Below are 12,206 nucleotides of genomic sequence, written 5' to 3' on the forward strand. Positions count from 1 at the left end.
GTGCGTGTGAGATCCGTTCCACCGCAACCCTTGATCGAGAGCAATCTGATGACGCCAAGTTCGAGCCCGGTCACCGCACCCATGGACATGGTTCGCATCGTCCGGCAGGGCCGTCACGCCGCCTTCGAGCAGGTCTCCTCCGCAACCGAATTCGCCCGCCCGTCGGCCCCGCCCGATCGTGCGGCGGTGATCAGGGAGCGTCTGGCCGTTGAACGGGACCAGCTGCGGCGGCTGCGCCGGACCCTGCCTGATCTGGCCGACCGGTCGCAGCGCTTCGAAATCGAAGAGGAGATGCGCGTTCTCGCGGGGAACATCCGAGCCGGGCGGCAGGCTCTGGAACGGCTCAGCGCGCTGGGGTCGGCCTCCGCCTGGGGCCCGTCCGACTTCGTACCCGGAGACGAGGCGCGCCTCGGAACCACCTGGGGCGAGGTGCTGCACATCGGCCCGGCCGGGCTCACCCTCCGGTTGGACCAGTCGTCCGAGCAGTCCGTCGAGTACGCCCGCATCACCGGCCGCCGTCGCGACGGGCACGAAGACATGAACAAGGCCTGAGCCTCCCTCAGGGCCGCGCCTCGTGCCCGGCGCGCCCGTGGGTACGCCGGTCCTCCTTCATCCGGGCCTCGAACAGGTGCCGACGCCCACCCACCAGCTCCTCACGCGCCGTGCGTTCCAGCTCACGGGCCAGCGACCAGTAGCCGTCGTCGTAGTCCTCGACCACCTGGAACGTCCATCGGCCGGCGATCACGTTGTGCCCCACCAGCTCCTTCTCGATCCGGTCGGCCAGCTCGGGGTGCCCGGCGGTGCGCAGCGCCTCCACCGCCTCCCCGAACTGAAGATCCGAGCGTCCGGTGATCTGGTGGAACGCGTACAGGTGCCCTCGGGCCTGCTCGAGCGTCTCGAGCGCCTCGGAGAGCTTGCCCAGCGCCTCCACCGTCGCGTCGCTGACCCCTTCCGGCACCCGGTGGGCCTCGTCCGGGCCGGTCGGCTGGGGGGCTGAGTTGATCGTCACGCCCTATCCGTAGCCCGCTCGCCCAGCCCTCGCCCGTCGATCTTGCCCCTCCGCACCCGGGCCAGGTCCAGCGTCCAAAATCCAAAACAAGCCCTTGACCTGGTCAAACGTCAGTGAGCAGCCGAGTGGGCGAAAAGTTGAGCGATAAGGGCTCAACTTCGGAATGCATCGGCGCCCGATCGGCGTTACCTTCTTCGTGCGGCCCGGAAGAGGGGTCGCGAGAACGAGATGCTTCGAAGGAGCGTGAGTCGAAATGGCTCTTCCTGTGCGTTCGGGCGACGCGGTCGTGCGGTGGGATCCGTTCCGTGAGTTCGGCGACATGCAGCGGCAGTTCGACAGTCTGGTCCAGTCCGTGTTCGGTCCCGCGGGCCGCGAGCAGGCCGAGAGCCGGCGTCCGTGGCGCCCGCTGGCCGACGTGAGCGAGACCGACAGTGGCTACGTGCTCAGCCTCGAGGTGCCCGGTTTCCGCCGGAACGAGATCGAGATCAGCGTCGAGGGTGACACCCTCACTGTCGGTGGCGAATACGCGCAGTCCGAAGACGGTGAGCAGCGGCACGCCCGTCGGGCCGGGCGGTTCCAGTACCGCACCCTGCTGCCGAAGGGCGTGGCGGCCGACCGGATCGGTGCCTCCCTGGCCGACGGTGTGCTGCAGGTCTCCATCCCGAAGACCGGCGAGACCGCACCCCGCACCATCGAGATCACCGAGGGCTGACCGAAACCCTCGAACAGACAAAGGATGCCCGACCTCGCCACCGAGGTCGGGCGTCCTTTGTTGTGGGTCAGGGGGTGTTCGGGTGTAGCTCCACGGTCAGCAGCACTTCGTAACAGTTGCCTCGGGCCAGGCTGGTGACGCCCATGTTCGCCCGGGTCACCGCCCCGGCCTCCCCGAAGACTTCGGCGAGTACGTCGGACACGCCTTCGCCCACTTCGTGGTGGCGGTCGAAATCCGGTGTGGCGGCCACGAAACCGAGCATCTGCACCGGGGCCAGCACGTGGTCGAGCGAGCCGACGGCCAGGCGGATCATGCCCAGACAGTTGGCGGCTGCCTTACGGGCAGCCACGTAACCCTGCTCTACGGTGAGGTTCTCGCCCAATCGTCCCGGATTCAGCACGGTGCCGTCACGGTCTTCCGGGGTCATGCCGCCCAGGATCAGCAGAGAACCGGTGCGATGGAAAGCCTTCAGTTGCTTGCCGTAGCGCGCCCCGTACGGCGGGTCCGAGTAATCGGGGACGATGTGCTCGAGTCGGTCTGCGCGCGCATCGGGGCCGTCGGTCGCCATGAGCGAACCCTAGCCATTGGATCCAGCTATTGGAAGAATGGATCCTAGGATGAGAGGCAGCTGGCCAGAGCACTGCCGTTGCCCTGAGTGCCCTCGTAGCCCTGGGCGAAGGCCTGGGTGCGCTGCTGCCCGGTGCCGTGCGCGCCCTCAGCGAACCACGGGATGCCCGGCTGGTCGCCGACCGTGGCCAGGGAGGTGAGTAACTCGTCGATGTCGCCTTCCTCCACGGCCAGCACGTCGGCCCGGACCGAGTCGCCCAGATAGGCACCGGCCATGCAGTCGGCCTGCAGTTCGTGCTGGATGGTCAGGCGGTGCTGGATGCCCAGCAGGTCCTGCACGGCGTGCGCGTACTCGTGGCCGATCAGGTAGTACACGAAGGCGTCGCCGATGGCCTGGTACTGACCGGCGATGAAGTTCTGGTCGTAGGCGATGAAGTTGCCCACCGGGCAGAAGAAGGCGTTGTTGAGCACGAAGGGCTCGCCGCCGCAGTCGCCGTCGCCCTCCTCGTCGTAGGGGATCACCCCCTGGACCGGGGTGAACTGACCGCCCTGGGACTCGAAGAACGACTCCCAGTAGCTCTCCGAGGTCCGGATCGAGGTGTCGATGTCGGTCTTCAGCTCGTCGGCGCCGGACTGGGAGCTGCCGCCGGAGTCGGGACCGGTGCCCACCGAGCCGTCTTCGGCGTAGGCGCACGCGGACAGCAGGAGCAGGGCGGTCAGGCCGGCCGAACCGAGCCGGAGAGACCTGCTCCGGCTGGCCGGCCGCACACGACGCAAGACGCTCATATCGTCCGAGAGTAAGTCAACCAAGATCGAACGGCGACCCGAAGGACTCAGAGGCGCCGATCGTCCTCAGGTCTTCGGTGGTTCTCCGGCGCGGGCCCAGGCCGCCTGCGATCACTGCCTTTTCGCGGGTGCCCCGGTCTCCACCGAGGTGGGCTCGGAGGGGGTGCCCGCGGGTGCAGTGCGCCGTCCGGTGAGCAGGCGCCGGGCGATCGGCTGGCCGAGCAGGATGCCCAGGACGACCAGGGTGACCCCGACGATCTGCCGCACCCCGAACGGCTCGGAGGCCAGGAGCACCCCGAGCACCACCCCGGACACCGGGTTGAGCAACCCGATCAGGCCCACGGTGGCGGCGTCCAGGCGTTTGAGGCCGTTGAACCAGAGGGTGAACCCGAGGGCGGTGGCCACGAAGGTGACGTAGCCGTACCCGGCCAGACGCTCGGCCGTCATCGCCGGGGGAGCGCCCTCCACCGCGATCGCCACCGGCAGGATGATCAGGCCGCCGGCGATCAGCTGCCAGGAGGTCAGCGCCAGGATGTTGATCTTCGGGCTCCAGCGCTTGGTCAGGATCGCGCCCAGGCTGGAGAGGATCATGGCGGCCAGGGAGGCCAGAACACCGCGGTAGTCGATGCCCTCCCCGCCGTAGTTACCCAGCAGCATCACGGCTACCCCGGCGATCCCGACCACGGCGCCCGCCACCGCCAACACCTGCGGCCGCTCGGCCAGCAGGGGCCAGGCCAACAGCATGAGCATCACCGAAGAGGTGGCCATGGTGGTCGAGGCGACGCTGGTGGGCAGAAGCTGGGCGGTGATGTAGATGAGGGTGAAGAACGCCCCAAAGTTCAGTGCCCCGAGCACCAGCGATCGCCACCACCAGGAGCCCTTGGGTAGCTGTCGGGTGATCAGCAGCAGGAGCAGACCGGCCGGCAGGGCGCGCAGGGCCCCGCCGTAGAACGGATGGTCCGCAGGGAGGGTGTGGCTGGTGACGTAGTACGTCGAGCCGAAGACGATGGGGGCGACGGCGGTGAGCGCCACCCAGCGGACGTTAGCTTCCATGGAAGCTAATATAGCTTCCCGGGAAGCTATATAGTCGGCCGATGAGCACGCCTGATCATGTGGCCCGGGTGATGGCCGAATGGTCCCGGGAACGACCGGATCTGGATTCCAGCCCGGTCGCGGTGATCGGCCGCCTGCACCGCCTGGCCAACGCGCTCACCCAGGAACTGGTGCAGGTGTACCGGCAGTTCGGTCTGACCGAGGGGGAGTTCGACGTCCTGGCTGCCCTGCGCCGGGTGGGAGAGCCGTTCGAGCGGGCGCCGGGCGAGCTGGCCCAGAACACCATGGTCACCACCGGGGCGATGACGAAGCGGCTGGACCGGCTGGTCGAGGCGGGGCTGGTCTCGCGGCGGGTCAGCGAGGTGGACGGGCGGGGCCGGGTGGTGGCGCTGACCCCGCAGGGGCGCGAGCTGATCGACCGGGCGTACACCGCGCACATGGCCAACGAGCAGCGACTATTGCAGCATTTCAGTCCGCTGGAGAGGCGCACGCTCGAGGAGCTGCTGACTCGCTGGCTGGGCCGGTTCGAAGGCTGAACCGGCCCAGCCAGGGGGTCAGGTCAGTGACTGGGCCTTGAGGCAGGCGGCCTGCCGCTTGCACTTCTCGGCCGCCTCGAGCTTGCGGTGCAGGCTGCGCAACTTCTTCTGGGACAGCTGGTTCACCACGTTGCGCCGCTCGAGCGGGTCCTTCTTGCGGTCGTAGTACTCCCGCTCCCCGGTGACGTACTCGACGTACAGCCACGACTTGCCGCGGATGGCGGTGTAGTCCGGTGGGTTCGGGCTGCGGAACACCTCGCGGTCCGGGTCGTTCGGGTCGACCAGCGGGCCCCGGTGCTCGATCAGCACGTACTGCCGGCTGTTGGTACCACCCCGCCAGAGCGGGGCCAGGCTGCGGCCGTCGGCCTTCTTCGGGCGCGGGGCCCCGGCCAGGTCGGCGAAAGTCGGCCGCAGGTCGATGCTCTGGCCCAGTGCGGACACCTTCTGGCCGGCCGGGACGTCCGGGCCGGTCACCACCAGGGGCACGTGGATGTCGGTGTCGAACGCGGTCATCTTGCCCGAGACCAGGGCGTGCTCACCCATGTGGTAACCGTTGTCGGAGGTGAACACGATGTAGGTGTTGTCCTCGACGCCGCTGCGGCGCAGCTGGCCCTTGATGTCGACGATCAGGTCGCTGACCGACTGCACGGTGCGCAGCCGCTGGCGGTACTGCTCGTCCATCAGCTTCTTCTGGGCCTTGGTCAGTTTCCGCGCGCGCATCCAGGCCGAGGGGTTGGTGTTCGCCTTGTCGTACGACTTCCCGCGCGGCACCTTGGCCTTCTTGAACAGGCCGGCGTGGCGGGGGGCCGGGATGTAGGGCTTGTGCGGGGTGAAGGTGGAAAGTTCCAGCAGGAAGGGCTGTTCGCGGGCCGCGGAGCGCCGGATGAAGTCCTGGCCGCGGCGGGAGATGACGTCGGTCAGGTAGTCCTTGGGCTTGCGGCCGTAGTGCACGACCTCGCCGTTCTGGTTCAGGTTGTAGTTGAAGCCCGCGTAACCGCTGGCCGCCAGCGACCATTCGTCCCAGCCGGCCGGCTGGTTGCCGGACGGTGACTTCGTGCTGCCCGGCTGGTAGTCGTTCAGGAACTTACCCATGATCGCGGTGCGGTAGCCGGCCTTGCGCAGGTCGCTGGCGAAAGTGTCCTGGTCCAGCTTCTTGTCGCGGAAGGCCTGGTAGCCGCCGTCGGGGGTGCCGTTGGTCCAGATCCCGGTGTTGTGCGAGTAGCGGCCGGTCATGATCGACGTGCGGGAGGGGCAGCACAGCGAGTTGTTGACGAAGTAGTTCTCGAACGTGGTGCCCTGCTGCTGCATCGTGCGGACGGCCGGGATGTGCTTCAGCAGGTTCATCGACAGGTCGTCGGTGAGCACGAGAACGATGTTGGGGTCGCCGTTTCCGCCGGCGGCGGGCTGGACCACCGGCTGGACGAGCGGTTCCTCGGCGGGCCGGTCGACGATCGACGTGGTGGCCGGCGGGGTGCCGCAGGCCACCAGGGCGGTGATCAGAAAGCCGGTCAGGGGCAGGACCCGCCACGGGTTGCGCACGGTTGCGCACCTCCTTGTGCCGCCACCGCGGTAGCGGTGCGGGTGAGAGTGTCAGGGGGACTCCAGATTAGTCTACTAATCTGGTAGAGAATGTGGGACGTGGGCAAAAGTTCCGGGGGTCCCGGTGAAATTCCGGAACCCCCGATGGGGATCGGCCGAAAACTCCTGGTGGGGAGCCGGAGATCAGTTGGCCGAGGGCAGACCGGCACCCAGCGGGGTGCTCGATGCGCTCGGCGAAGGGGTGGCCGTGGCCGAGGGCGAGGTGCTCTCCTCGAGCAGCTCGTCGGCCTTCGCCTTGGCCCGCCTCCGGGCCTGCCGCAACTCCGAGACCGAGGCCGGCTCGGCGTGGGCGTGGGTGCACTGCTCCTGCCCGGCGCACTGCCGGACATCCTTGAGCAGGCGGTCCAGGGTGAGCAGGCGCTTCTTGGTGATCTTCCCGACGATGTTGTTCATCTCGTACGGGTCGCTGGTGAGGTCGTAGTACTCGCGCTGGCCGTTGTTGTACTTGACGTACAGCCAGTCCCGGTGGCGCAGGGCGGCGTAGTTCGGCGGGATGGGGCTGCGGAAGATGCCGGTGTCCGGATCCATCTTGTCGACCTCCATCCCCTTGTGCTCCACCAGGAGATGCTGCCGGTCGTTGGTGCCGCCGCTCCACAGCGGGGCCAGGCTCTGACCGTCCACGCTGGCCGGCACCGTGGCCCCGGCCAGGTCGCCGAAGGTGGAGCGCAGGTCGATGTTCGAGCCCAGGTCCTCGACCTTCACCCCGGCCGGGACGTCGGGACCGGTCACCACCAGGGGCACCTGGATGTCGGTGCTGAACGCCGTCATCTTCCCGGAGATCAGGGAGTGCTCACCCATGTGGTAGCCGTTGTCGGAGCTGAACACGATGTAGGTGTTGTCGGCGACGCCGCTCTCGCGCAGCTGGGCCTTCACGTCGGCGATCATCTCGTCGATCGAGAGCGTGGTGCGCACCCGCTGACGGAACTGCTCGTCCATCTTCTTCTTGCGCGGGCCGGTCAGCTTCTGCGAGGCCATCCAGCTGGGGGCGTTCTTGTTCTTCTTGTCGTACGAGGCCACCCGCGGCGCCTTGAGGTCTTTGTACAGGTTCTCGTGGCGCGGGGCGGGCACGTACGGCTTGTGCGGCGTGAACGGGGCCAGCTCGAGCATGAACGGCTCGCCCTCGGCGGCGGCCCGCTTGATGAAGTCCTGGCCGCGCTCGGAGATCACGTCGGTCAGGTAGTCCTGCTCGGCCCGGCCGTAGTGCACGACCTCGCCGTTCTGGTTCAGGTTGTAGTTGAACCCGGCGTAGCCGCTGGCCGCCAGGGCCCACTCGTCCCAGCCGGCCGGGTTGTTCGCCGAGGGTTTCTTCGGGGAGCCGGGCTGGTACTCGTTCATGTACTTGCCCATCATCGCCGTGCGGTACCCGGCCGCCTGCAGATCGGTGGCGAACGTGTCCTGGTCGAGCGCGCGGCCCTTGAACATGTAGTACCCGCCGCCGGTGGCCGCGGTGTTGGTGATGATCTCGGTGTTGTGCGGGTAGCGGCCGGTGAAGATCGTGGCGCGCGAGGGGCAGCACAGCGAGTTGCTGACGAAGTAGTTCTCGAAGGAGGCGCCCTCGTCCTGCATCGCCTTCACCGTCGGCATGTACTCGACGAGGTTCGTGGCCAGGTCGTCGACCAGGACGAAGACGATGTTGGGCTTGGACCCGGAGGCCGCCACCGCCGCCTGGTCGCCCTCGACGCTGCTCACGCTGGGTGTCTGGGGGGCACTGCAGGCGGCCAGGACAGCCACCGTCAGGCCGGCCACAACGGTCACCGCGCGTTTCTTCAGCATCTCGCACCTTCCGCAGCCGTCACCGCCGGCCAAGGTCAGCCACCGGGTCGGGTCGCGTCAATCAGGGGGAGTGGCAGCCTAGTCGACCGCATAAGTCACGATTGGCGCCACAACTCGCTCGAACCCTTACTGCACCGCCCCGGATCGGCGGCGGCGCGGGTTCTTCACCGCCGGGAGACCCTCAGGGTCGTTCATCGGAATCGGTGCAGACGCGCTGAACTGCGCCGATGGCGCAATGTGAGGGAAGTATGAGAGCCCGGTGAGAAGCTGTGAAGAGCCTGAGAACGTGGCGATCGTCACGTGGCCGACCGGGTGAACGGTCGAGCCTAACTCCCGTTGATCAAGAACGCACTCCGACCGTTAACCGGCCGTTCAGTCCGAGGCTCAGCTCCTGGCGACGCGACGGGTGGTGGCGTTCTCCTGGATCCGGTAGATGCCCGGGCCCACCGTCAGGTAGAAGCTCGTTCCGTCAGTGACCGGGCCGCTGATCCTTTCGGGGCTGCCGCTCTCGTCCGCCCGCCCCGGCAAGTGCACCTGCGTCCACGACGAGCCGTTCCAGCGGTGCACGGTGTGGCGGTCGTCGGCCGTGGGCGAGGCCGACGCGTGGGTGGCGACCACGGCGATGCTTTCGTCGGTGGCGGCCGCGAGCTCACCCGGAGACTCGATCTCGGTGGTCTCGCCGGTGGCCGGCGTCAGGCGCACCACCGTGCTCGGGGAGGAACCGTCGGGGGCGGCGGCGAGGCTCCAGACCACCGAACTGGGGGTCAACGTCATGCCCGAGAGCAACTTCGGCCCCTCGCCGGCGTCGTACAGCGCCTGGGTGGTGCGCCCGTCGTCGGTGACCAGCAGCAGGCGCCCGTGACGGTAGACCAGCGTGCGCTCACCGTCGCTGACCACGTAGGGAGTGCTCTCGTAGCCGCCCGCGGGCAGCTGGAGCAGTTCTCGCCTCACCCCGCCCCGCAAATGCTGCACCAGACGGTCGTTCTGGTATCCGATCCAGCCGCGGGGGGTCCAGGCGACCAGCTGTTCCGGCGTGCGCCAGGCTTTTTCCCGGCCACTGGCCAGGTCGAGCCGGTGCAGGGTGATCCCGGGGCCCGCGTCCTCGGTCCAGCGCAGGACGCGGCCGTGCAGGTCGGTGTAGTTCTCCCGCCAGCCCTGGCGCAGCCGGGCCTGGGCCACCTGGGTCAGGGGCGCTCCCGGGCGTGCGGCGAGGATGGTGGCGTCATTGCGCAGTACCGCCAGGCGGCCGGAATCGAAGCCCAGGATGGTCAGTTCGGCGGGCCGGGCCGCCGCCGGGCCGGGAGCGGTGAGGCTGGGCAGCAGGGTCGCCAGCAGCAGACCGGCCACCCCGGTGCGAAGTCGCCGCCCGCTGGTGCGCGCCGTCATCCCGGTCTCCCGTCTTCTCGGCCAGTGCGACAAACTAGGCCTGACCGGCGAGTAGTTCTGTGGCGTGTTCGGGGGAGGGGTGGCTCGGCCGATCCGCCCGTGAGCGCCTTCAGTACCCGCTCCAGCAGCCCATGCCCAGACCGTCCGGCCAGCCGCCGACCGGGGTCAGGTTCAGGCTCCCGCCCGGTTCCGGTCCCAGGTCACCGATCACCGGACCGCTGCCGTCGGCCGCCTCGGCCTGCAGGACCCAGGTGTAGCAACTGGGGGGCACTGCTCGGCCGGAGTGGTCACGGCCGTCCCAGCGAAAACCGCCGATGGTGCCGAAGGGAGCCTTCGACTGCAGGGTGGCGAGCGCCGAACCGGAGCCGAGCAGGGTGAGGCGCACGTTCGTCAGTGGCTTGGACACGTCGAAACGCGGCTTCCAGGGCTTCCCGGCCTCCAGTTCGGTGGACAGTTGCGACGAGATCAGCCAGGGGGCCTGCCTTCCCGGGGTGAACGGCAGGTTCTGCACCCGCACGCGCCCCTGGGCGTCGATCCCGGCGACTTGGCGTCCCTCGACGGCGTAGGGCGGCCGCAGAGCCAGCTTGTACCGGCGTGGTTCGGCCTCGCCGAGATCCATCACGTGCACGCTGCCGTCGTCGGCCGTCCAGGAGAGCGTGGCGTAGTTCAGCCGGAGATCCCGGACCCGGCGACCGGCCGGGACGGTTCGGCGCTCGTAGCCGAGGTTCCCGAGGATGTGGATCCGCCCTTCGGTGTCCAGGTAGGCCGATCGCGGGCCCCAGACCGCCACCGGCCCGGCCGCCCCGCTGCGGGCCAGGATCTTCTTCACCGGGCCCTCCGGGTTCAGGTACCGCTGCCGCACCTGCCCGTCGTCGGTCGACCAGACCACGTGCGGGCCGAACAGGTCGGTGTCCGACGTGCCGGTGCGCAGCATCAGCCGGGCGCCGTTCCTCGGCGCAGCCACGAAAACCGTTCCACCGACCAGCGAATAAGACCCGGACTGCTTGATCCGGTGCTGGCCCCGGGGAGCCGCGGTCAGCGGAATCGCCGGAGCCGGGCCGTGCTTCACGGAGTAGGCGCCGGACGCGGACCGGCGCAGTTCGTGGGTGCCCGAGACACTGACCGCGCCGCTGTCCACCTCGAACAACCGCCCCGCGCTGAGCGAGATGTCGCCTGGGGCGCTCGGCCGGGCGTACCCGCGAGGGGAGGGTGCGAGCAGGCCGAGCGTACAGAGAGCGGCGAACACCCCCGTCGCGAAACGTACCCGCGTTATCCGACCGAACCGCAACCCGACCCCCGTGCCCGCAACCCCCGTTGGGTGCTGCCACGGTACTGGGCGCAGTCGTCCTCAGCGGCTAGGCACTCGGAGGTTCGGCCCGATTGTCGGTGTGGCGCAGCGAAAGCGCGTCCGGAGCGGGTGGAAGCGGACGGAATCGCGGTGATTGGCCGTTGAGGACGACCAGGCCCAGAGGAGCCGCCTCGAACACGCCGCCGGTGGTGCCGAAGTGCCGCTCATGGAACCGGCGGCCCTTCTCCGTGGTTTCCAGGTGCGTGGTCAGCGCCCCGAACCGCGACCCGGGCAGGCCGTTGAGGTAGCCGTGCTCGATCAGCCGGCGCAGTGCCCCGTCCACCGTGTGCACGTCGAGACCGAGCAGGTCGCCGAGCACCCGGGCAGGGGCGCGGGGCGGGCCCAGGGCGCTCTGGCCCTTCTCGACGGCCCCACTGTGGACGACCAGAAGCAGGGCCTGGAGCAGCAGTTCGCGCTCGGCCGGGGCCAGCCTTCCGTAGGCCCGGCGCCGGGCCGCCTGGTGCAGAACCAGGGCCAGGACCAGGAGCAGGAAGGAGGTGGTGGCGACCGCGAGCACGCTGGAGCCTGAGTCCTCGAGCCAGCTCTCGTCGGCCATGAACATCCCCGTCGTCCGCAGGTGTTGTCCCGTCCGAGCGTAAGACACCAGGGGCGCGTGAGGCGATGGACGACATCGCCCGGACAGCGGATCGGAACAAGGGGTTAACCCCTCCGGCTGCAGCGGCGCGCTGATCAGGAGCTGAGGGAAGCCTCGGTCAGTGTGCCGAAGACGATCTCGGAGTCCCTTCCCGCGGCCCGGGCGAGGACGGCGCCCTGCGGGGACCAGATGCCTGATCCGCCGGCCGAACGCCGACCGAGAGGCGAGCCACCCAAGTTGGCCGCGATCGTCCAAAAATTGTTGTCGGCTGCCCGGGAGGCCATGCGCTGGTCCAGTTCGCGCTCCTCGCCCTCGGTGAAGATCACCGAGGCGGCGTACGCGTGGGCGCCCGCGGTGCGCAGGTTTTCGGCGTGCTGCGCGAATGCGGTGTCGAAGCACACCGCCAAGCCGACGCTCCAGTCGGCCACCTGTACGACGACCGGCTCGTGCCCTGCGTCGAAGATGTCTGATTCGGCGCCGTGTAGGTGGCTTTTCGGAGCGACGACGTCCGGGCCGTTACCGCTGAGGGCCAGCGAGGCGAGGTAGCGGCGCTGGCCGACGCGGACGGGGACGCCCACAACCACCACGGCCCCGGCCGCCCGGGCGCTTTTGCGCAGCCGGTCCAGACGGGCGTCGCCCGGCGCGAACCACAGCCGGGGGTCGTCCAGTCGGTCGAGGTCGTAACCGGTCAGCGACAGTTCCGGGAACAGCACCAGGCGCGCACCGCCCTCGGCGGCCTGGGCGAGCGCTGTCTCGGCGGCTTCTAGGTTGGCCTCGACGTCGCCGATCACCGGGATCGACTGGATCGCGGCCACCGTCAGATCGGCTCGTCTCGTGATCAC

13 protein-coding genes are annotated in these 12,206 nt (G+C 68.9%); 3 read left to right on the plus strand and 10 right to left on the minus strand.

Annotated elements, in window-relative coordinates:
• Positions 1 to 48 precede the first annotated feature (48 nt).
• Positions 49 to 552: a hypothetical protein gene (locus QSK18_RS13115; RefSeq protein ID WP_285619149.1), complete on the plus strand. Its 504-nt coding sequence runs from the start codon at positions 49 to 51 to the stop codon at positions 550 to 552.
• A 7-nt stretch (positions 553 to 559) separates the two neighbouring features.
• Here the strand turns inward: QSK18_RS13115 and QSK18_RS13120 are convergent, their stop codons facing one another.
• Entirely contained in the window at positions 560 to 1,009 is a 450-nt protein-coding gene (locus QSK18_RS13120; protein WP_232808889.1) for a hypothetical protein, read from the minus strand.
• Between the two features lie 253 nt (positions 1,010 to 1,262).
• Between QSK18_RS13120 and QSK18_RS13125 the strand changes: the two genes are divergently transcribed.
• Positions 1,263 to 1,721, plus strand: a complete 459-nt coding sequence (locus QSK18_RS13125; protein ID WP_232808888.1) for an Hsp20/alpha crystallin family protein — start codon at positions 1,263 to 1,265, stop codon at positions 1,719 to 1,721.
• Positions 1,722 to 1,788: 67 nt separating this feature from the next.
• On the opposite strand, the gene QSK18_RS13130 is transcribed toward QSK18_RS13125, so the two are convergent.
• The 3 genes from QSK18_RS13130 to QSK18_RS13140 form a co-directional block, all read right to left on the minus strand.
• The gene (locus QSK18_RS13130) at positions 1,789 to 2,289 is read right to left on the minus strand and encodes a RidA family protein (protein ID WP_285619150.1); all 501 of its coding nucleotides are present in this window, start codon (positions 2,287 to 2,289) and stop codon (positions 1,789 to 1,791) included.
• 44 nt (positions 2,290 to 2,333) lie between these two features.
• Positions 2,334 to 3,074, minus strand: coding sequence for a neutral zinc metallopeptidase (locus QSK18_RS13135; RefSeq protein WP_232808886.1), 741 nt, complete (start codon positions 3,072 to 3,074; stop codon positions 2,334 to 2,336).
• A 111-nt stretch (positions 3,075 to 3,185) separates the two neighbouring features.
• Positions 3,186 to 4,127 (minus strand): DMT family transporter, encoded by a 942-nt coding sequence (locus QSK18_RS13140; protein WP_285619151.1) that lies wholly within the window; start codon positions 4,125 to 4,127, stop codon positions 3,186 to 3,188.
• A 41-nt stretch (positions 4,128 to 4,168) separates the two neighbouring features.
• Here QSK18_RS13140 and QSK18_RS13145 point away from each other — a divergent pair, with 41 nt between their 5' ends.
• Positions 4,169 to 4,663, plus strand: a complete 495-nt coding sequence (locus QSK18_RS13145) for a MarR family winged helix-turn-helix transcriptional regulator (protein ID WP_232808884.1) — start codon at positions 4,169 to 4,171, stop codon at positions 4,661 to 4,663.
• A gap of 18 nt (positions 4,664 to 4,681) precedes the next feature.
• Here QSK18_RS13145 and QSK18_RS13150 read toward each other — a convergent pair whose 3' ends face one another.
• The 6 genes from QSK18_RS13150 to QSK18_RS13175 form a co-directional block, all read right to left on the minus strand.
• Positions 4,682 to 6,202, minus strand: a complete 1,521-nt coding sequence (locus QSK18_RS13150) for a sulfatase family protein (protein ID WP_232808883.1) — start codon at positions 6,200 to 6,202, stop codon at positions 4,682 to 4,684.
• Positions 6,203 to 6,385: 183 nt separating this feature from the next.
• A complete protein-coding gene (locus tag QSK18_RS13155) occupies positions 6,386 to 8,035 on the minus strand; it encodes a sulfatase family protein (protein WP_285619152.1) in 1,650 nt (549 codons plus the stop codon).
• Positions 8,036 to 8,419: 384 nt separating this feature from the next.
• Positions 8,420 to 9,421 carry a hypothetical protein gene (locus tag QSK18_RS13160; protein WP_285619153.1) on the minus strand — a complete coding sequence of 334 codons (1,002 nt, stop codon included), beginning with the start codon at positions 9,419 to 9,421 and terminating at the stop codon, positions 8,420 to 8,422.
• 109 nt (positions 9,422 to 9,530) lie between these two features.
• On the minus strand, positions 9,531 to 10,667 hold the full coding sequence (locus QSK18_RS13165; RefSeq protein ID WP_285619154.1) for a hypothetical protein: 1,137 nt from the start codon (positions 10,665 to 10,667) through the stop codon (positions 9,531 to 9,533).
• A gap of 109 nt (positions 10,668 to 10,776) precedes the next feature.
• Positions 10,777 to 11,325, minus strand: coding sequence for a hypothetical protein (locus QSK18_RS13170; RefSeq protein WP_232808879.1), 549 nt, complete (start codon positions 11,323 to 11,325; stop codon positions 10,777 to 10,779).
• 134 nt (positions 11,326 to 11,459) lie between these two features.
• Positions 11,460 to 12,206: a carbon-nitrogen hydrolase family protein gene (locus QSK18_RS13175; protein ID WP_285619155.1), complete on the minus strand. Its 747-nt coding sequence runs from the start codon at positions 12,204 to 12,206 to the stop codon at positions 11,460 to 11,462.

The sequence above is a fragment of the Kineosporia sp. NBRC 101677 genome, from assembly GCF_030269265.1.
Classification (GTDB): Bacteria; Actinomycetota; Actinomycetes; order Actinomycetales; family Kineosporiaceae; genus Kineosporia; species Kineosporia rhizophila.